At 60.0% G+C, this 20812-nt stretch carries 17 protein-coding genes; 12 read left to right on the top strand and 5 right to left on the bottom strand.

Annotated features, from left to right (window positions below; translation table 11 throughout):
* Positions 1-17 precede the first annotated feature (17 nt).
* Entirely contained in the window at positions 18-1904 is a 1887-nt protein-coding gene (locus AD89_RS0112110) for a glycosyltransferase (RefSeq protein WP_025779225.1), read from the top strand.
* Between the two features lie 54 nt (positions 1905-1958).
* Here the strand turns inward: AD89_RS0112110 and AD89_RS0112115 are convergent, their stop codons facing one another.
* Positions 1959-3251: a CDP-glycerol glycerophosphotransferase family protein gene (locus AD89_RS0112115; RefSeq protein WP_231488631.1), complete on the bottom strand. Its 1293-nt coding sequence runs from the start codon at positions 3249-3251 to the stop codon at positions 1959-1961.
* Positions 3252-3544: 293 nt separating this feature from the next.
* On the opposite strand from AD89_RS0112115, the gene AD89_RS0112120 reads away from it, so the two are divergent.
* The 9 genes from AD89_RS0112120 to AD89_RS0112160 all read left to right on the top strand — a co-directional run bounded on the left by AD89_RS0112120 (position 3545) and on the right by AD89_RS0112160 (position 16296).
* Positions 3545-5281, top strand: coding sequence for a CDP-glycerol glycerophosphotransferase family protein (locus AD89_RS0112120; RefSeq protein WP_231488633.1), 1737 nt, complete (start codon positions 3545-3547; stop codon positions 5279-5281).
* Positions 5263-5985 carry an IspD/TarI family cytidylyltransferase gene (locus tag AD89_RS0112125; protein ID WP_025779230.1) on the top strand — a complete coding sequence of 241 codons (723 nt, stop codon included), beginning with the start codon at positions 5263-5265 and terminating at the stop codon, positions 5983-5985. Before AD89_RS0112120 ends, AD89_RS0112125 begins: the two co-directional genes overlap by 19 nt.
* Positions 5975-7093 (top strand): NAD-dependent epimerase/dehydratase family protein, encoded by a 1119-nt coding sequence (locus AD89_RS0112130; RefSeq protein WP_025779232.1) that lies wholly within the window; start codon positions 5975-5977, stop codon positions 7091-7093. The genes AD89_RS0112125 and AD89_RS0112130 overlap by 11 nt, the downstream gene beginning before the upstream one ends.
* A gap of 110 nt (positions 7094-7203) precedes the next feature.
* Entirely contained in the window at positions 7204-8871 is a 1668-nt protein-coding gene (locus AD89_RS0112135) for a polysaccharide pyruvyl transferase family protein (RefSeq protein WP_025779234.1), read from the top strand.
* A gap of 1211 nt (positions 8872-10082) precedes the next feature.
* Entirely contained in the window at positions 10083-11096 is a 1014-nt protein-coding gene (locus AD89_RS0112140) for a TetR family transcriptional regulator C-terminal domain-containing protein (RefSeq protein ID WP_025779236.1), read from the top strand.
* An 11-nt stretch (positions 11097-11107) separates the two neighbouring features.
* A complete protein-coding gene (locus tag AD89_RS0112145; protein ID WP_025779238.1) occupies positions 11108-12655 on the top strand; it encodes an ABC transporter substrate-binding protein in 1548 nt (515 codons plus the stop codon).
* A gap of 1 nt (position 12656) precedes the next feature.
* Positions 12657-13610, top strand: coding sequence for an ABC transporter permease (locus AD89_RS0112150; RefSeq protein ID WP_025779240.1), 954 nt, complete (start codon positions 12657-12659; stop codon positions 13608-13610).
* Entirely contained in the window at positions 13607-14524 is a 918-nt protein-coding gene (locus AD89_RS0112155) for an ABC transporter permease (RefSeq protein ID WP_025779242.1), read from the top strand. Before AD89_RS0112150 ends, AD89_RS0112155 begins: the two co-directional genes overlap by 4 nt.
* Complete coding sequence (locus tag AD89_RS0112160; RefSeq protein ID WP_025779244.1) at positions 14524-16296, top strand: ABC transporter ATP-binding protein; 1773 nt, start codon at positions 14524-14526, stop codon at positions 16294-16296. Before AD89_RS0112155 ends, AD89_RS0112160 begins: the two co-directional genes overlap by 1 nt.
* Before the next feature lie 68 nt (positions 16297-16364).
* Here AD89_RS0112160 and AD89_RS0112165 read toward each other — a convergent pair whose 3' ends face one another.
* Both AD89_RS0112165 and AD89_RS20170 read right to left on the bottom strand, forming a co-directional pair.
* Positions 16365-17447, bottom strand: coding sequence for a hypothetical protein (locus AD89_RS0112165; protein ID WP_231488635.1), 1083 nt, complete (start codon positions 17445-17447; stop codon positions 16365-16367).
* A 277-nt stretch (positions 17448-17724) separates the two neighbouring features.
* Complete coding sequence (locus AD89_RS20170; protein WP_197021757.1) at positions 17725-18036, bottom strand: helix-turn-helix domain-containing protein; 312 nt, start codon at positions 18034-18036, stop codon at positions 17725-17727.
* 341 nt (positions 18037-18377) lie between these two features.
* Between AD89_RS20170 and AD89_RS18585 the strand changes: the two genes are divergently transcribed.
* Complete coding sequence (locus AD89_RS18585; protein WP_231488637.1) at positions 18378-19196, top strand: ferric enterobactin (enterochelin)-binding protein; 819 nt, start codon at positions 18378-18380, stop codon at positions 19194-19196.
* 12 nt (positions 19197-19208) lie between these two features.
* Here the strand turns inward: AD89_RS18585 and AD89_RS0112180 are convergent, their stop codons facing one another.
* Positions 19209-19415: a hypothetical protein gene (locus AD89_RS0112180; RefSeq protein WP_025779249.1), complete on the bottom strand. Its 207-nt coding sequence runs from the start codon at positions 19413-19415 to the stop codon at positions 19209-19211.
* Positions 19416-19550: 135 nt separating this feature from the next.
* Here AD89_RS0112180 and AD89_RS20175 point away from each other — a divergent pair, with 135 nt between their 5' ends.
* Positions 19551-19724: a hypothetical protein gene (locus tag AD89_RS20175; RefSeq protein WP_197021758.1), complete on the top strand. Its 174-nt coding sequence runs from the start codon at positions 19551-19553 to the stop codon at positions 19722-19724.
* Between the two features lie 107 nt (positions 19725-19831).
* Here the strand turns inward: AD89_RS20175 and AD89_RS0112190 are convergent, their stop codons facing one another.
* Positions 19832-20785 carry an NADP-dependent oxidoreductase gene (locus AD89_RS0112190; RefSeq protein ID WP_025779252.1) on the bottom strand — a complete coding sequence of 318 codons (954 nt, stop codon included), beginning with the start codon at positions 20783-20785 and terminating at the stop codon, positions 19832-19834.
* Positions 20786-20812: the final 27 nt, after the last annotated feature.

A 20812-nucleotide genomic window follows, 5' to 3' on the forward strand; every position in this document is an offset into this window, starting at 1 on the left:
TGCCACCAGTGAGTTTCATGGCTCGACGTACGCATGACGTCAACGACAAGACTCAGGTCCAGAACGAGCCCGACCAGAAACTCGGGACCGATGAAGTGCACGTCTACAACGTCCTGTGGTGGATCCCCGAATCGATGGGCGGAATGACGACTGCGGCACTCCGCCGGATTCGGAGCTTTCAGAAATTTGGCAGGCCGCTGTCGCAGACCATCCTGACGTTCAGCCCTCGAATGGACACAGACGAGGTTCGAGATCGTTTGGTCTCGTCGGGACGAATGAGTGACGACGTCGAGCTGGTGAACATCTGGCAGGACCTGCGGAAAAGACCTGAGCACGAACTCGCGCAGCTCGAAGGCGAACGGCCGCGGAACCCGATTCCGGACATCGACGGTGAAATCGAGAACATCACAGCCTTCTATGATGTCGTCCGCAATGCGCGCAGCGGCAAGATCATCCGCCGCAACTATTTCCGGGAAGACGGCAGCCTGCTGGTCGCGGACGTCCGGGATCCGAAACTGGGCAGAAGATTCATCCTCCATTCTCCGAACGGAACGCCGATGGCGGAATGGCGACGTCCGCGAGATTTCTACAACGCCTGGATCAAGGCAGCTGTGAATCAGGAACCCGCTGTCGTCATCGTCGATGACAAAAAGGTCAGCGAGTTCATCCACGAGATCTCGGCTCGGAGGTTCGCACTCATCTTGTTCTTCCACGGGACTCACCTACGCTATCCGTGGAATGGCAACCACGGCCAGGTGCTGCCCCGCAGACTAAACACCGTACGCAATTTGGACCGCTTCGACGTGGTCGGTGTGCAGACAGGTCAGCAGGCGGAGGCCGTTCGAGCTCGCGGATTCACTGAAGACAACATCAGGCTTCTGACCGGAGAGCTGCCGGCGGGATCGGTGCTGACTGAGGGTGCGGAGGAACGGTCGATGGGTAAGGCCGTGATGATCGCCAACCTCATTGAGCTCAAACGCGTGGACCATCCGATTCGGGCAGTGGCGAAACTGCGGGACCGCGGCGTTGACGTCTCTCTGACGGTCCTGGGGGAGGGGCCCGAACGGCCCAAACTGGAGAAGCTCATCGACGCTCTTGACGTTCGTGATCGAGTGGAGCTGCCCGGCTATGTCAATGACGTCTCAGACAGGTTGAAATCGGCCTCATTCTCCATGCTGACGAGCACCAGCGAAGGACTGCCGTTGTCGATGATGGAATCGATGGGTGCCGGCTGCATTCCGATCGTCTACGACATCACATATGGCCCGCGCGATCTGATCAAACAGGGACAGAACGGATTCATCACTTCGCGGAACGATGTCGACGCACTGGCCGATCAGATCGAGGAGTTTCTCTCTCTGAGCGCAGAAACCGTTGCGGCGATGCGCAGTTCTGCCTTGGACACGGTTGAGCACTATCTGCCGGAGGCCGGATACCGGCGCTGGAAGTCGGCCATCGAGGAACTGCCTGCCGCACACGTGCATGATGACCGCATCGAGACATCGGGTGCCCCTGTCGAGGTGAAACGCGCCAAGTGCGAGGCTTTGCCGGATGGGTGCCGCATCAAACTCGAATTCGCTCATCTCCACAGAGAGGTCATCGAAAGACTGGAGCTGGTCGTCTCCGCGCGCGGGGTCAATACATTCTTCGTCTGCGGAAACTCATCGACCTCATCCCATCGGTTTGGCCGGCGACATGTGGCGACTTTCGACGTGGACTTTGAGCGCTTCTCCGAGTCTCCCGATGAGACCTTCGATGTCTACCTGCGACTGCCTCGCGATCTGTGGACGACGAAGCGGAGGATTCGCCTCCCGCGGATGCGCCGTGCCATGCAGACCGGGAACTGGGAATGGTATTCCACGAAGTATGGGAACCTCTCGGTCCGTCCCCTGACAACTCCGTAGGGCCGGTGACTGAGTCCAGGACATCACCAACGGGTGACGTCCTGGACCGGATGATCACTCGCGGTCGGATTCGTCCTCGGATTCGGCATTGATGCTGTCGTCGGAATGGAAGTGCTCCAGATCGGCGGCACGAGCGGAGATCAGGTTCGAGACCGCGTCGGTGAAGAGGACTGTCGACGTCCCCTTTCCTCCCTCACCGAAGTAGTGTCGACGAAGGTCGAGCCGAGCTTCGGCTGCTGAATCCTCGGACAGCATCTCCTGGAACATCTGCTCCAAGCTGCCGATCGTGGAACGGTCGATGATCGGAGTGGCACGGCTGATCGGTGCGTCTGCGTTGAGAGCAGCCGAGTCGTTTCGGCGATCAGTCAGCACGAGCGGCTTCTCCGGATGCAGGTAGAGGAAGTCGAGCCCGACACTGGAGATATCGGTGATGAGCAGGTCGACAGTATCGAACATGGCGAGGATGTCGCCCTGCATCAGCACCTGATGCTGTTTGGATTCGTCCGTGATCGATTCATTGGCCGCCTCGAGGAGAGCGAGGATCTGAGAGTTCGCTTCGGTCATCGCCGGATCGTTGGATGTCTCTACACGCGGGTGCGGTTTGTAGATCACTCGGGTATTGGGAATCTGCAGCACGGCTTCGACGATCTGCGGTCCGAAGAGGTCAACCGACGTGTAGTTGTTGGACTCGTTCTCACCTTCCCACGTGGGCGCATACATGAAGGTCCGTGCAGCAGAGGGTTCGAGTTCCAGAGGGCGCTCGATGTCGAGCTGAGGCCGTCCGATCTTGACGAGAGAGGTCTCGTCGAAATCGATGAGCGCTCTGCGGTGCCGTTCAATTGCGGCATCACCGGCGACGAACACTTTGTCATAGGACTTGGCCTGGTTTGAGACCATGCTCAGTTTGTCTGACTCGCCGTGATTGACGTGCACGTGCACCATCGGTGCGAATGCCAGCGATTGGAAGTTCGTCATCCCGTTGTTGACGTAGAGAGCCAATTTGAAGTTGTTGGCATGATAGAAGGTGTGCAAAGGGTCGAATCGACGTTTGAACACCACTGGCAGACGCGTGGTCTCGAGCGTGCGAAGCAGGGCAGAGCCTTTACGCATGACCAAGACGACCCTATGGGTTTTGTGGAGTTCTTCGAGCACGGGAATCCACTGCTCAAGCTGATAGAACTTCGAGCTCCGATCGCCAAAGTAGACCACCACCTCGGCCTTCACGTAGCTGCCGTCGTATTCGTCCTCGAGTCGGTTCCACCTTTCGGTGCCCCTGATCCACTTGCTTGTGTTCTTCCAGGCCCTTGATTGCAGTGCGCTGCGAGCGATTGAACGGACGGGGTTCATCACGGGTCGAACTCCTCGTGGTCTCATGGTCTCGGAAGTGTTGGTGGGACACCTTGGGCACGGCCCACGCTCCCGAGTAAGAATAGCCCCTCGGCCTCAACATCGAGCTCAGGTTCTCTGCTTCCGTCTGCTTGACAGCCGCCGTGTCGGAGAGTTTCAGCGGCTCCAATGACAACTGCTAGGCTAACTACGTTAACCAAAGGTAGATGAGAAATGTCGGTTGTGTGTAGCCGGTTCGGTAAGGGGAATCTGTGGTAGACGATCTGACAATTGAAGGAATCTCGTGGGAACGTGTGATTCTGACATTTGTCGTCAGGTTTCCCGGCGGTGCTCCCGACTCGTTCTTTCTGACCCCCAACTCCAGGCCGTATGAGGTCGAGCTGCCCATTCGTGCTGAGCCGCTGGGCGATGAGCGTTTTCGACTCACCATCAACGTCACGCAGTTCAACCGTCGGGCCCAGGTTCCGAACGGGACCTACTATCTCGTCGCTCGACGCGGGGAGGTTGTCTACCCGGCCTCATATCCGCTTGGACGGGCCGACGAGCTGGGCGACGCCTCACGCGCGTTCGTCTACAACAAGAATTTCTCCGCCTACACCGTCACCTTCGGCGTCTCCGATGACGAAGCCGCGCCATTCTTTCTTATGCGCACCTACTCCTTCGGGCGCTCGGGAAAGAAGCCGTCGTCGACAGTGGCACGATTGAAGTCGAAAGCCAAAAAGAAGTGGACGTCGACCAAGCGCAGGGCACTGCGGAGCGTCTTCGCCCTGTCATCGTTCCGGCGGCCCACCGATGGCAGCAATATCCTCTTCGCGTCTGAAGCTCGTCCGAACATGCAGGGCAACCTCAAAGCAGTCCACGACCGCATGCTCGAACGCGGACTCGATTCCGACTTCAACTTCGGCTACTCGTTCCGCACGGGTCGGACGAGCAGTCGTCAAAGCGCATTCGCCCTCGCCTGGGAGATGGGCAAGGCGAACACCATCCTCATCGACGACTACTTCGCCATTCTCAAAGACCTGGGGAACCGAGACGAGCAGAAGATCATCCAGCTCTGGCACGCCGGCAGCGGCTTCAAGTCCGTGGGGTACAGCCGTTTCGGTCAGTACGGCTCGCCGAATCTTCGCAACGCTCACCGCCTGTACTCGTATGCGATCTGCGGTTCTCAGCATCTGCGAGACGTCTACAGCGAAGCCTTCGGAATCGAGCGGGAAGCCGTCATCGCCACGGGCCTTCCACGTATCGATGGGTTCTTGCGTGATGGCCGTGCAGAGGAGGTGCTCGTCGACTTCGACGAGCAGTTCCCCCTGGCGAAAGGCAAGCGGAAGATCCTCTTCGCCCCTACGTTCCGCGGGCGCGGTTCTGGGGATGCACGCTACGACTACGACCAGATCGATTTCCGTGAACTCTACGAATCATGTGGACCCGATACGGTCATCCTGTTCCGCCAGCATCACTTCGTTCCGGATCCTGCCCCGATTCCCCCGAAGTTCGCAGATCGACTGATCGATGTCGCGTCGTACCCGGATACCAACGATCTGATGTTGATCTCCGATGTGCTCATCACGGACTATTCCTCTGTCATCTACGAATACGCGCTTCTTGAGCGTCCGATGATCTTCTTCGCCTATGACCTCGATACGTATTCGGCGACTCGCGGAATGCACAAGGACTATCGGGAAGCCGCACCAGGAAGCATTGCCACGACCTTCGATCAGCTGGTCGAACTCATCCGCATGCCTGAGTTGAGCAATGCGATGACGAAGGAATTCGTCAAAGAGAACTTCGACTATGTCGATACTCACAACTCGGATCGAGTCATCGACTCGCTGATCCTCAGCGAGCCCGTCAGCGGATTCGAATCGGCAGACTCAGAGGTCGGTGACGAGCTCTCCAACCGCGTGGGTGAGGAAGATCCTGGAGCACCCGGTCAAGAGGATCAGCTCAACGAGCCCACAGACGACTACACCGACAGCGGCGATAAGAACGAAGCAGAGGACGAGGAGAACCAATGGCAAACATCGCAGTAGTCTTCGCCGGGGGCGTCGGCGCCCGAATGGCGCACAGTTCCCGCCCCAAGCAGTTCCTTGAGATCCACGGCCGTCCGGTGATCGTGCACACTCTCGACGTATTCGAGCAGCACCCGGAGATCGATGCCATCGCTGTGGCCATCCTGCCTCAGTATCGGGAGCACCTCGAGAGGCTCGTGAAACGATACGAACTGACCAAGGTGAAATGGATCGTCGACGGCGGATCCACCGGACAGGAGTCACGGCATAACGCGCTCAAAGTCGTTGCCGAACACAACGACCCGGACAGCATCGTGCTCATCCACGACGGTGTCCGTCCCTTAATCGATGCCGACCTCGTCTCGCGGAACATCGAGAGTGCTCGTGAATTCGGTTCGGCAGTCACCTGCACAAAGATGACTGAGACGGTTGTCGTCGAAGAAGGATCGGGAATCAAGGAAGTCATTCCCCGTGACCCGCTGTGGACAGCTCAGGCTCCTCAGACGTTCCCGCTCAAAGATGTCTTGGCAGGCTATGATCGTGCGGTTGCCGAAGGCGAGAACGATTCCATTGACACGTGCACTCTGATGAACGGCTTCGGGTATCAGGTTCATCGGGTCGAGGGTCCACGGACGAACATCAAGATCACCACTGCCTCGGACTACTACGTCTGCCGCACATTCCTGACTCTCATCGAAGATCGGGAGGCCTTCGGTGGCGAATGAGGACCGGTCAGTCGACTCAGTTTCGGAAGCCACTGACGTCGTTCTCTTCGATACGCCGGTGTTCTCCGAGGACGTCGCACGCATCGCTGCGGCTCGGCTGCCATGGGAACAATATCGGAATGCGGAGATTCTCGTTACCGGTGCCTCCGGCATGATTCCGATGTACATAGTCGGTTCGCTGCTGGCAGTGAACGATGCCTACGACCTCGGACTTCATGTCACGGGAATGGTGCGCAACCGGGAAAAGGCCGAACAGAGATTCGGCTCCGCGCTCAAACGCTCAGATTTCACTCTGCTGGCGGGTGATGTCATCGACACGAAGAGTTTCGAACAGGACTTCTCGACGATCTTCCACGGCGCCTCGCCAGCTCGGCCGAGTCTGCATAAGTCGTCACCTGTCACGACACTGAAGGCGAACACCCTCGGGACGATCAACCTCCTCGACGCGCTTGTCGAAGCCGGCGGGAAGTCATTTGTCCTCCTGTCCTCGTCGGAGGTTTACGGCGCGGTCCAGGGCAGTGAACTCATCGGCGAAGATGACGAAGGGACTCTGCAGCATTTCGCGCCGCGGGCCAGCTATTCGGAAGGCAAGCGAATCGCCGAGACCGCGCTGGCAGCATATGCAGACGAGTTCGGTATCAAAGGGCTCAGTCTGCGTTTTGGGCACATCTATGGCCCGGGAATGGCTCTCGACGACGGACGGGTCCAAGCGGACTTCCTCGCCGACGTCGTCCGCGGTCGCAATGTGCGGATGATGAGCGCGGGTGCCGCAACCCGGACCTACACTTATGTCGCTGACGCGGTGGAAGGGCTATTCTTCGCCCATCTGTGCGGTGAGGAACAGGTCTATAACGTGGCCGATCCTTCCGGGAACATCAGTATTCGTGAGTTGGCCCAGACATTCGCCGCGGCTCGGCCAGAGATGAAACTCGAGTTGAACTTCGTCAACCCGGAGGACGGTCGATCGTTTTCTCCGGTGGCGTCACTCGGTCTGGACGCTGCTAAGCTAACTGCGCTCGGGTGGAGCGCAGCCACGGGTATTGAAGCCGGTGTTTCACGGTGTGTTCAATCATTTGAAGAGGGACCTCTTATTGCCGGAAGAGCCTGAAGCGAACGCAGGCAACCGCGGAGAGCAACTCACGAAGCAATCAGAGCGCATGATAAAATGTTGATTTTCAGCCGATGTTATAATTCTTCGGCCAATACGGAGGTCTTGTAATGAGAATTGGGCTCATCGGAATTAACAAGTATGCCAAGTTTTTGAATTTTGCTTGCGATCTGCACGCCTATGCCTTTCAGCAATTCTTGGCGCAAAATGGACACGACGCCATATTCCTAGATTACACCCCCGTCTATTACGGAAAATTTGACATGCGTCATCCTGCGCCGGGTGCCGAGAAGAAGTATCGTGATGCTGTAGTCAAAAAGGCGGACACTGCCACTTTGCAGAAGCTGGCTGAGTTGGCTGTCGGCTATCGCAGTGTGGAAATCGAGCGAGAGCGGCGATTTGACAAATTTGAAGCGTTCGCAGATGAGCGTATGAAATTCACAGAAGAGAAGTACGATTCTGATCTTCTCGAGGTCGAGGATCCGGGCTTCGACTGCTATATCTGTGTGACGGATGTTATCTGGCAGTCACTCAATCGGTACAATTTCGATCGTGGCTTCATGCTGGGCAGTAAGGCCTTCGAGGGCAAGCAGAAGATCGCTTACGCCGCTAGTCGCGGAGCTTCTAAGGACTTCAGCGCGAAGCAGGAAGAGATCTTCTTCCGTTATCTGAGTGATATCGACACGATTACCGTGCGCGAGCGCGACTTCGGCGAATACATTGAAAAGAACTCAAATCTTGAGGCCCCACTGGTATTGGACCCAGTCCTTCTTCACGATACGAAGTTCTGGGAAAACATAGCTGTGAAGCCAAAGGAAGAAAAGTACGTCGCTCTGTACTATGTCATGGAACGTGCTTCGGATACAATTGATAAAGCAGTTGAATACGCTAAATTGCATGATCTTACTATTGTGGAACTTTCTGATCGCCCGTTAAAGTACGGTAAGATCACAGACCCGGACGTAAAGCATGTTTCGCGTTATGACGTCGGAATGGAAGAGTGGCTTGGCTATTTGGCGAATGCGGAAGCGGTCTTCACGAACTCTTTTCATGGTTGTTGCTTTTCGCTCCTTTATGGGACACCTTTCTTCGCTGGGCAGCGCAACGGTCAGAAAGTGCCCAATTTCTTGAGAACTTTTGGCCTTGAATCGCAGCGTTTTGGTCCGGACTCAGACGTGCATTCGTTTTCAGTCGATCTCGACTTCACCGAGGCGTACCAAATTCTGGAACAGCTGAAGTCAGAGTCAACTGAACTGATTCTCAACGCGATTAGTGACGCCGAAAGCCGATTCAAACAGGGCGGCAAGGCTGACACCTCGGCCCATGAGCTCCGTCGTCGTGAACTAACCTATTCAATCCACTTCAATAGCGCTGGACAGCGAGAGGGGTTGACGTTCCCGGAGGGCGAGCCGGACGAGATCGAAGTTCGGCGGTTGTCTAGCGGAAGCGTCGAATACATTCATTCCGGCAAGAGGTATGCGAATGACGGAACGACAGTGGTCGAGGCTCCCATGTTCGAGCTTTCGGAGCATTCGTTTAAGGGTTGGACTTTGAGGTTCCGAATCGACAATCGGTGGTTCTGGCTCAAAAAGGATGGTTCTGTTGCTGCGTCGAACGTTGGCGACGGAGTACTGGATGGGGAAAAGGCTGTTCTCTCCGAAGGTTCAGCGATCCCGCATATTCCTGTAAATCATATTGATGTGGTCGTGCTAGTCGCTCAGTGGGAAAAGCTGAAGGGATCGAAGTCAAGTCTTTCCTCGTTGCTTCGTCGTCGGTAATTGCGCGGGGGTCTGCTGCCTTAGTGCGGAAGTCCCTGCTTCTCTCCTCACTCGCGTAGGTGAGTGAAGTCGTCAGGAACTCCGCGCGTATTCTTTCCGATTAGGAGGCTGCGAATATCGGATTTGGGTAGCTAGTTTGAGCTTCACCGTGGAAGAATGAGTTTGTGGAGGAGCCCTTCGGTAGTACCTGTGGACATACAAAGCTTTGAGAACGAGTGTCTCTGAAGTGGTGAGGCTCAGTGTCCACGATGCAGTGAGGTTACAGACCACTTCGTTACACAGGTGCTACAGAAGGGCACTTCCGTACAACGAAGCGGTCTGTGAGTATCCGGTAGCGGTAGTAGCGCGGGATTGCTTACACACCCGGCAGTGAATGCGGTCAGTGATTGTATTCCTGCTTATGGTTGACTATCGGTTCAGCCCGGCCTATCCCATGCTGTTCAGGCATACTCCTGCGTACATTTCGTTGCGATGGCCCGCTGCTCTCACCGCGCGACCACCAAACCCCATAGAATCGCCAATAGCGAGTAAGTGACGTAAACGGACCAGGTCGATGGCCTGACCATTGATGGATTCAAAGGTGTCGACGGGGAATTTTACCCCTTCCCGCCGCTCTATCGTTGAAGTGCCCGTTCGCCGCCAAGAGACAATCCTTATATGAATCGCAAAGGCGTTAGGAAGATTGGTGGAGCTACGTTGATCTGCTCATGCGTTAGTAGGCAGCCGAACATTTCGGTCTGCCCGCCGATATTCGTCAGTGCAATGATGGGTGTTGACTTGCGACCGACTCGATCGCCGAGGTGGCCAAAGATCAATCTGCCCAGCGGACGGGCGACGAATCTGATTGCGAAGGTCAACAGCGACTTTGCCGAGCGCGTTCCCCGGGAGGTCCAGGAAAGAACAGCTCGTCGAAAATGAGCGCGGCGAAGTTTCGGTAGACGAAGTAGCCATACTATTCCATAGCAGTCTCGAATAGTGAGGAAATCGCTACTCGTCTAAGTTCTATCTGGCTAGTCTGCACGCACGAGTCCCGTTGAATACGCTGGTTTGTCATAGATCGGTCCCCTCACCGCGTTGTGGGCTGGACTTCCGATTCCTGACCCTAACAAATGTTTTTCCTGGTGGCTCTCCTCGAAATTTCCTGCGTCCTGAAACTACCCAATATGCCAGTAAGTATTGCCAAAATCGCAACTTGTGTGCAGACTGTACAGGTGGCCACGACAAGCGAAGGTGCGGACAGCACGCAGAAATCCCTGGTGCTCCGTGTCCGCAACGCCATCAAAGACGCGGGAATCAACCACAGTGAAGTCGCCCGACGGATCGGGCTCGACGCGTCCAAACTCTCGAAATCCCTGGCCGGGACCCGCAAGTTCCGGGTCGAGGAGATCTCAGGCATCGCCGAACTCACCGGTGTCACCACCGACTGGCTCACGACCGGTCGCAGGGCGGGGCCGCCTCGGCGAGTGATGGTCACCGACGCACCCGCCCAGCACCGTGAAGTACCGGACGTAGTCGATGACGGCGCGCGCGCAGACGCACAGGCTGCCGGGGGAGCGGCCGCCGGTCCGGCGCCGACGAAGGAATGGATGTCGAAGGGCACCCGCAACCGTGTGACGATCATCGTCGCCGCATGGGAGCTCTATGCCGACGTCGGCATCGACAAAGTCCGCACCGAAGACGTCGCGGACGCGGCCGGGGTGACCGCCTCGGCCGTGAACTACCACTTCCGGACGAAAGACCAACTGCTGCAGGCGGCACTGCGCTACTCGCTCGACATCATCGCCGAGACCCGCCACCTCAACGACGCGTCCGACCCCATTTCTGTCCTCCGCCACTTCGCACGGCTCCATGCTGGCGTCGACTCGAAGATCCGCCGCGTCTGGTCGATCTGGCTCCAATGCTGGGCCCGAGCCTCCACCGACGAAGGAGCCCGGGCGAACCTCACCGCTGTCTACGGCGAATGGCTCGACATGATCACGGCGGTCATCGACGCCGGACAGAGATCGGGCGAGATCCGCACCGGCGACAGCGCTCTCATGGTCAGGGCACTGGCGATCTTCATCGACGGACTCGGCGTCGCACGCACGACCGAACACATGCCCATCACCGATGACGAAGCGCTGACCATGCTCGAGAACTACTTGGCCGCGCACATCCTCACCGACACCCGAACCCCGAAGTCAGAACGAGCCGCCGCAGCCGGCGGACCCGTACCGACGTCCTAGGAAGAAGGCACATGAGAACACCGAACCGAAGACAAGCGCTGGGGGCAGGCCTTGCCGTGGCCGGAGTGGCGGGCTTGAGCGCCTGCGGCGGCGCGGAAGTCGGTGCCGCCGACGCCGGCAAGCCCGTCAAGGGCGGGACCCTGCGCGTCGGTGTCACCGGCGGCAACTCCGCGGACACCGTCGACGCCCACATCCCCGTCAACAATGGCGATGTCTGCCGTGCCGTCAACCTCTACAACGCCCTGTACGGCTGGGACGACGACTCCCAGGTCGTGCCGTTGCTGGCCGAATCGATCAAGGCCAACTCCGACTCCACCGTGTGGACGTGCACGCTGAAGGAGGGCATCAAATTCTCCGACGGCAAGCCGATCACCTCCGAAGACGTCGTTTTCACCTTCGAGCGGATCAACGACCCCGACGATCCGAAGACTGCGGCCGCGAACTTCTCCATGCTGGAGAAAGTCGTCGCCAAGGATGAGCGCACCGTCGAGTTCCGACTCAGCGAACCCAATGGCCTGTTCAAGGACGCCGTCGCCGAATACACCGCCGCCATCGTCCCCGTCGGCTACGACCCGGAGAACCCGGTGTGCTCGGGACCGTTCAAACTCAAATCCTTCACCGCCGCCCAGTCGACGGTGCTCGTGCCCAACGAGCACTATTTCGACTTCGACAAGATGTACCTCGACGAGGTGGAGGTGCTCAACTTCAACGACGACGACGCCCTCATCAACGCCCTCCTGTCCACCCAGGTGGACGCGATCGCCGGCATCCCACTTGCCCTGGTCGAAGTCATCGCCGCCGATGAGCGCATGTCCATCCTCAACTCGAAGACAGGCATGTGGCTGCCCTTCACGATGCGCGTGGACAAGAAGCCCTTCGACGATGCCAAGGTCCGACAGGCCTTCCGGCTCGTCGTCGACCGCGAACAGATGATCGAACAGGTGCTCTCCGGCTACGGCACCCTGGGCAACGACATGTTCGGACCGTTGAGCGAGAACTACCCGGACTTCCCGCAACGCAAACGCGACATTCCGAGGGCCAAGAAGCTCCTCGCCGAGGCGGGCTATCCCGACGGGCTCGAGGTCGAACTCGTCACCGCCCCCATCCAGTCCGGAGCCGTCGAAGCCGCGCAGGTCTTCGCCCAGCAGGCCGCCGACGCCGGAATCACGGTGAAGATCCGCAAGGTCGATGCGACGACGTTCTTCGGCGACGAATACCTCAAATGGGACTTCGCTCAGGACTTCTGGTACACCCGTGACTTCTTGCCGCAGGTCATCGCCTGTTCGCTCGAGGAATCACCATTCAACGAAACCCACTGGGACGATCCGACATTCAACAAGGTCTTCGACGAGGTCCGGGCCATCCCGGATGCGAATGACCGACGTGACCGTGAACACGAACTGCAGAAGATGCTCTACGACGAGGGCGGATACATCGTCTGGGGCTTCGCCAACCAAGTCGATGCCTTCCAGAAGTACGTGGGCGGGCTCGTCCCGAACTCCACAGGGCGACCTCTGAGCGGGTGGAGATTCGACCGCGTGTGGATTGGAGAGGTGTGACATGTTCGGAAAAGTGATCGGAAAGCGGCTGCTCTTCTCCGCCTTCATCCTCATCGCCGTGTCTCTGCTCGTATTCGGCGCCACCCTGCTGCTGCCCGGTGATGCGGCACGCGCGATCCTCGGCCAGCAGGCCACGCCGGAGCGCATTGCGGCACTCAACGAACAGCTGGGACTCGACCAACCCGCCTGGCAGCGGTACCTCACCTGGCTGGGAGGCCTCTTCGTCGGTGACTTCGGCACCTCCTCGGCGAGTGGCGGCTCCGTGGCCGCACTCCTCGGTGATCGTGTGTGGGCGTCCTTCGTCCTCATGGGCCTGGCCGCGGTCATTTCCGTGCCGTTGGGCATCGGACTCGGTGTCTTTCAGGCCCTACATCGCGGGAAGCGGCGCGACCAGGCGATGACCGGCATCAGCCTGGTGCTTGCGGCCATGCCCGAGTTCGTCATCGGCATCGGACTCATCGCGATCTTCGCCACCTCGGTGTTCCAGATCCTGCCGGCCGTGACCCTGGCACCGCCGGGCGAACCCGTCTGGAACCGACCTCAGCAGCTCATTCTGCCGACCTTGACGCTCATTCTCGTCGTCACCCCCTACATCGTGCGGATGATGCGAGCGACGATGATCGAAGTCCTCGACTCCGGCTTCGTCGAAATGGCGCGACTCAAAGGCGTCCCGGAGAAACGCGTGATCATACGCCACGCCGTGCCGCACGCTCTCGGACCGGTCGCTCAGGTCGTCGCTATCCAGCTGGCCTGGCTGGCCGGCGGTGTGGTCGTCGTCGAGTTCCTCTTCCGCTATCCGGGACTCGGCCAAGCACTCATCGATGCGGTGACCTACCGTGACGTGCAGGTCGTCCAGGCGATCTCCATGCTCGTCGCCGCCGTCTACGTCGTGGTGAATCTGGCGGCCGATGTCGTCGGCATCCTCACCAACCCGAAACTCAGGAGCGCAGCATGAGCACCGACGCCAACAGTCTTGATGACCTCAAGTCCGCGGCCACCGATGCCGCCGAGGTGCCCAAGGAATCCCAGACCACCTATGTTCCCTTCTACAAGCGGGTGCTCGCGCAGAAACAGGGGAAGATCGGTCTGATCATCACCGTGGTCGTCGTGGCACTCGCCCTGTGCGGACCGCTGCTGCTGCCCTGGGCGACGGGCAATACCGCCACCGAATTCGTCACGAAGCCGTTCAGTCCCTATGGTCTGTTCGGCTCGGACAACCTCGGCCGCGATGTTCTCTCCCGGTTCCTCGCCGGCGGTGTGACACTCATCGTCTACGGTGTGCTCGCCACGGCGCTCGGCATGGTCGTCGGCGCGATCATCGGCATGCTCGCCGCCTACGTCGGAGGAACCTTCGACGCCGTGATCATGCGGCTCAATGACGTCATCCTCGCCATCCCGCAGCTCGTGTTCGCCCTCCTGGCGATCACCGTGCTCGGACCGCAGGGATGGGTGCTCGTGACCGTCATCGGTCTCACCCACGCACCGCGCATCGCACGTGTCGCAAGATCCGCGACCCTGGGCGTCATCACCGAGGACTACATCAAGGCAGCGGAGATGTACGCGATGCCCCGGTGGAAGGTGCTCATCCGTGAGCTGCTGCCCAACATCACCGGACCGCTGAGCGTGGAGGCAGGCCTGCGCCTGACCTACTCGATCGGCTACATCGCCTCGCTGTCCTTCCTCGGACTCGGCCTGCAGCCGCCCGCGGCTGACTGGGGTCTGATGATCAACGAAAACCGCATCGCCCTGTCCATCCAACCCTGGGGTGTGCTGCTGCCGGTCATCGCGATCGCACTGCTGACCATCGGCACCAACCTGCTCGCGGACTCCTTCGCCCGAGCCACCGCATCAACATCCGTGGAGGCATGATGAGCACGAAGACAGAGACCGTTCGCCACGATGATGCGAACGAACCGAACGAGAAGATCGTCCTGCGTGTGTCCGACCTGCGCGTGCTGACGAACGCGGGGGACGAAATCCTCCACGGAGTCGACTTCGCCCTGTCCCGCGGTGAGATCCTCGGACTCGTCGGCGAATCCGGTTCCGGTAAGACCACGGCCGGCCTGGCCTGCATGGGACACTTCCGAGAAGGTCTGAAGTTCGGATCCGGGTCCGTGAGCATCTGGCCGCGCGGTGATGCTTCCCATCTTGAGGTCGGCGACCTAGACGAGGTGGCCCTGCGAGACCTGCGCGGATCCCGAATCGCGTACATCCCGCAGGATCCGGCGCTCTCGCTCAACCCTGCCATGCGCGTGGGTGAGCAGATCCGGGAAGTCCTCGACATCCACGGCTTCGGAGCCTCCGACCGTGAGCGAGCCGATCGCGTCGCCGAGGTGCTCGTCGACGTCGGCCTGCCCGGGGATCGGGCCTATCAGCGACGGTGGCCCCATCAGCTCTCCGGCGGACAGCAGCAGCGCATCGGCATCGCCATGGCCTTCGCCATGTACCCCGACGTGCTCATCCTCGACGAACCGACGACCGGTCTGGACGTGTCCACCCAGTCGGTCGTGCTCGACACGATCCGGCAGATGACGGTGGCGAACAACGTCGCCGGTCTCTACATCACTCACGACCTCGCGGTGATCAAGGATATCTCCGACCGGGTCGCCGTGATGCTGCGCGGCAACCTCGTCGAAGAGGGCCCGGTGTCGGCAGTGCTCGAACGTCCGCAGCATGAGTACACGCAGATGCTCATGGCTGCGGTGCCCGATCTTGCCGGACGCAAGACAATCGGCGACGGGGCCGCGGAAGCGAAAGCCGTCGCCGAGGCCGACGAGAAGACACATATTCTCGTGTCGACGGGGGAGAAGCCCGGCGATTCGGAATCGGATCGGTCCGGTGTTGACGGGGCGGCCGCCTCGGCGGAGGACGGGGACGGCGGGGCCGCGAATGCACCTCTGCTCGAAGTCAAGGATGTGGCGCTCGCCTACGGGAAGGCGCAGATCCTCGACGGGATCAACCTGACCCTGGAGCCGGGGGAGTGCACGATGCTGCTCGGCGAATCCGGTTCCGGTAAGACGACCCTGTCGCAGTGCGTGGCCGGGCTCAACGACGACTACAAGGGGTCTGTTCGACTGCGCGGCACAGAGCTGGCACGGTCGACGCGCAAACGCACGAACGAGCAGCGCGTGGGCATCCAGTACGTGTTCCAGTCGCCGTTCTCATCGCTGAATCCGCGGCGGTCCATCGGCCAGTCGCTGACGGTACCCTTGGAGATGAGCGGTCAGGGGACGGCCGCGAGCCGGAAAGCCATCGTCGAGGAAGCACTCGATTCCGTGCGGCTGGGACGGTCGTTCTATCACCGGCGTCCCGGTGACCTCTCCGGCGGTGAGCGGCAGAGGGCCGCGATCGCCCGAGCGCTCGTCAACGCACCGTCGGTGATGGTCTGTGATGAGATCACCTCGGCCCTCGATGTCAGCGTGCAGGCCTCGATCGTCGCGCTGCTGCGGACCCTGCGGGAGGAGCGGCAGCTGGCGATGCTCTTCGTCACGCACAACATCGCGCTCTCCCGGCACATCGCCGATAACCTCGCGGTGCTCAACAAGGGCAAGATCGTCGACTACGGGCCGACCGCGCAGGTGCTCGAGGATCCATCGCACGAGTACACGCGGGCGCTGATCGCCGACGTGCCGAAGTTCTGAGGGGGTGGGCTGTGCGGTGGGACGGGTGTCTGCGATGGGGTGGCGCCCAGCCCCCGACTGAGCATCGCTCAGGTGTCGTCGATCCGGTCGTCTTCATCCTTCTGTTCAGCATAGACACGCTGCCGCATGCGCTGACCATGGGTGAGGCTTCTCACGTCAACATCCGAATCGAAACTGGCACCGATGCCGCCGGCCACGACACCCATGGCAGCGCTCAGCCAGGCGATGTCCAAGTAGTTCGCAAATGAAGCCTCGGACTGAATCTGCTGAGTCATGAATTCAGGATCGATGACGACGACGCCGCCAAGGAGAATGAGAGCCACCAGAGTCGCATACAGGGCCACGACCGTGATCAGCAGTGTCAGTACAGTCGACAGATTGTAGTACATGATGACGGTGGCGAGGCCCTCAGTGACGGGCTTGTCCCAGAGCTTGTGGCTGATGATCAACCATCCGACCATCACGACAATGGCAGCGAGCCCGATCGACAATAGCCGGGCCGTGGACAGGAACGTCGACATCTGCCAGATCGAGCTGTAGAAGATGCCGAAGGCTCCGGTCGCGGACGCAGCCGCCAGCGCTCCGGAGAGCTTCGGCACGGTCCGCCAGGGATCGTTAGCGATTGTCATGCCGAGGAGCATTCTGGGCCCACCGGTGAAAGTGTGCGCATGCAGGGTCTGGTGATCCTGGTCGCTGCGATCCGACCAATGGCTCCAGTTCAGCAGATATTTACGTGAGTCGTTGGCCGGGTCCCAGGGCACGAGTCTGTTGATCGACGACATAAGTACCTTGAGCAAGCGCTTCTTCGTCGCCCAGGCACCCAGAGTTGGGCATGAGACGATGGCCAGATTGCTGTCGGCATGGATTTCGGCGACCAGGGGATCGCCTTGGGTGTGTCGAGGAATCTCCGTGAGCACGAGCAGGATATCGGTGTCCTCATAGTCCTCGCGAAGTTCGGTGACAGCATCGAGGTCGAGTTCTTGGTCTGGCGTGAGGCGAAGCGCATTCGTACGCGTGCGGAGGGTTGTCTGTACGCTGTATGCCCTCTGAAGCAGGCTTTCGAAGTCATCTCGGATCGATGTCACGCGTCGACTGGGCAGGCCCGGGTCGGCCACCAGAAGCACTCTTAGCGCCTGCGGAGAAGAATCCAAAATCGCTCTCCTTTCGCTGAGATCACAACCACGGCTTCAGCGGCTAAGTTTTGCGGGCCACTGGGTGAGTGTGGGTGATGTTAATGATGTAAACGCTCATTTGCTCGCCTACGCTATCACTCTCGCATCGGTTCACGTTCTGGCTCAGCGGCTGCTCGAATTGCGTGTGGTGGCTGCAGCCCGACGCCTGCTGCGAGACGCCGTGGCCTCAGCGCGGCAGGGCACCGGTGCGCTGCCGTCGGTGATCTGCTGTTGCGTTCGAGTTCGTGCGCTCAGGTCACCTTCTGCGAGAGCCTCTGACGGCGCCCGCCAGGTCACCCGCGAGCTCCGGCCGGGCGAGCTGAGTGAGCCGAGCTGCCGCCTTGATGAGACCATCTGATCCTTCGTAGCCGACGGACCGGGCGGCGGAGGCAACCGTGGACCCCGCGCGGATTCTGCGCAGGGCCAGGTTGAGTCGTCTTCGCCTCCTCCACTGTACGAACGATATGCCGAGATCGTTTTTGACGATCCGTTCGACGTGTCGTGTGCTCATCGCATGGCGCTCGGCGACGACGGTCAGCGGCACCATCAGGCTTACGGGGTCGTCCATGATCGCGCTTACCGAGTGGTGGTGGGGTTCCGGGATGGGGAAGTCATCGACGGCGAAGGTGCTCAGCTCTGCGTCGAGCGCTTCCCTGAGTGGCCTGCGCTCGCTCGGCCTCGCAGCTCGTGGACGAGGCGAGGATGAGCAGAGCAGTTTGGCGGATGGTGGTCGATCGGCGCGTCGAACCAGTGCGCTCCTTGTGGGCGCAAGTCTCCTGCTCATCGGCGCCTGTGCTGGACCTTCGGATGCCTCTGGCAATGGTCCCTCGGCGAACGGATGCGAGACCCGAGTGGTCGCAACCGACCAGGGGAGAGGTCGAAGTTCCCGAGGATCCAAAGAGGGTAGTCGTGCTCAACTACGCCCTCGCCGGCTACCTCTATGACCTCGATGTGCCGGTCGTCGCCACGACTCCCCAGGTGACTGAGTCCGACGGGGAGTTCTCGCCGTTCTGGTCTGAGGAAGCTGAGGCTCAAAAGACAGAGTTCCTGCCATGGAGCAACGACAGATTCGACTTGGCGGCCATCATCGCGGCCGATCCTGACCTCAACATCGCCGGGATCGGGTTCCCGCTCAAGCATGCGACCGATGCCCACGACAGGCTGCTTGAACTTGCGCCCACGGTGCTCGTGTCCGGAGACAAGCAGACATGGCAGGACCAGTTCTCCTTCATCGCCTGCGAAGTGCCGGGTCGAGAGGCGGACTTTGAGAAGTTCGAATCCGCATATGAGGATCGAGTCGCCGAGGTGAAGGACACCATCTCGATCCCCGAGGGGGAGATCTCCATCCTCACACTCGACAGCAAGGACACGCCCTACATCCTCATCGAGGGCAAGAGTCTGTTGGCGGAGCTCGAGCCGCTCGGCTTCACAACTCCTCCGCTTTTCGAAGAGAACGACATCGAACCCTATACCGCGGGCGGAGACATGTTCGGGCCATCGCTCGAGGTGCTGCTCGACGTCCTCCGCTCCGAGACGGTCTTCGTGGTCGGCTTCAACAATGCGAGCATCGGCGTCGACGACCTCAAGGACGAAACGCCGTACGATCGCGTCCCTGCCTTCGAAACCGGCCAGGTGCACGACCTCCCGTACTGGTCGATGCGCGGCGACTACGATGAGGCGATGGCTCTGCTCGATATCGTTGAGGACATGTTTCCCGCGACGCAGTGACGACGAAGGCGATCAGCGATCTGCCGCCGGGGTCGATACGTCCTCCTCGTCGGCTTTTTCATCATCAACGGTGTCGTCGGAGCGGCCGAAATCGTCGGTGCCCACCTTGTCGAGGTACTCCGACGAGGGTGCGGCACCGGCACTGTGATCGAGGTTCTCCGCAGCCTTGCGCATGCTGTCTGATGTGCTGCTGTCGGTGCTGTTGTCGTCGGTTGACATTCTGGTCACCTTTCGCTGGAGAGCGCGGATAGGTGATCAGTCTACGTGGGGCCCCTGCCGAGCGGCACCCCTTTCGAGTTACCTCAAACGGTGTCAGCATAGGTTCGTACACTCGATAGAGAAGGGATGATCGTGATGAGCGATTTCAGCGAAGACGAGAAGGATCCGAAAGTGGCCCCCGAGGGAGCCAGGGATGACGTTGCGGAAAAGCCCGGCACGGATTCCGCGTCGAAGGAGAAAGAGGACGTATTGGTCGATGAGTGGGAGGAAGAGTCGTTCCCCGCGAGCGATCCGCCAGCACACTACTGACTTCCGTGATCGCAGGGCCCGGCACCGATGCACAGGTGCCGGGCCCTGCGTCGCGGCAGTGAGCATAGTGCCGCTTCGACTGAGGAACTGACCAGATTGCGCTTGGCCTACTCGTCCATAGTGAGTACGAGTTTGCCGGTGGTGCGATTGGTCTCGCCCTCTCGATGGGCTTCTGCTGCCTTCGAGAGTGGGAAAGTCCCGGCGATGGTGGCACGCAGCGCACCGTCGTCGACGAGCCCGGAGACGATTTCCAGCGTGCTGCGCGAGGAGTCCACGAGCATTCGAAGAGCTCGCACTCCGAGCTGATCTGCTTCGCGAAGGAGATCAGCGGAGCCGACGGGGATGAGCGACACGAGACACCCGCCTTTGCGAAGAGTGTGCAGGGAGCGCATCGCTGTGTCACCGCCGATCGTGTCGAGCACCGCGTCCACGTCTCGCACTCGATCGGCGAAGTCGTCCGTACGGTAGTCGATGACCTCATCGACGCCGAGCTCGCGCAGGAAGCCGTGTTTCTCCGCGCTCGCAGTTCCGATCACGTATGCGCCCCGCGCCTTCGCGATCTGCACAGTGATGTGCCCGACGCCGCCTGCGGCCGCGTGGATCAGCACGCGCTGTCCCGACTGCACGTCCGCATTCTCGACGAGCGCTTGCCAGGCGGTCAGTGAGACGAGGGGGAGTGCTCCCGCCTGCACATGATCGACCGATCGGGGTTTCGACGCGAAGAATCTGGCCGGGGCGGCGACGTATTCGGCGTGGGAGCCGAGCCCAAACGGATACGACAGCATGCCGAACACCTCGTCTCCGGGCGCGAACGTCGCGACGCCGATGCCGACGGCTTCGACCACTCCGGAGACGTCCCAGCCGAGCACCAATGGCAGATCGTCGACGAAGCCGTGGCCGGAACGGTGCTTCCAATCGGTCGGGTTGAGACCCGCAGCGTGGACTTTCACAAGGATTTCGTTGGTGCGGGGCTTCGGTCGTGGGATCTCGGTGATTTCGAGGACGTCGGCGCTTCCAAACGTCTGCTGACTGACGGCGCGCATCATCGTTTCGGTGTTCATGGCCCCATTGTGCCACTTCAGACGTCG

The organism is Brevibacterium sp. VCM10, from assembly GCF_000583215.1.
Classification (GTDB): domain Bacteria; phylum Actinomycetota; class Actinomycetes; order Actinomycetales; family Brevibacteriaceae; genus Brevibacterium; species Brevibacterium linens.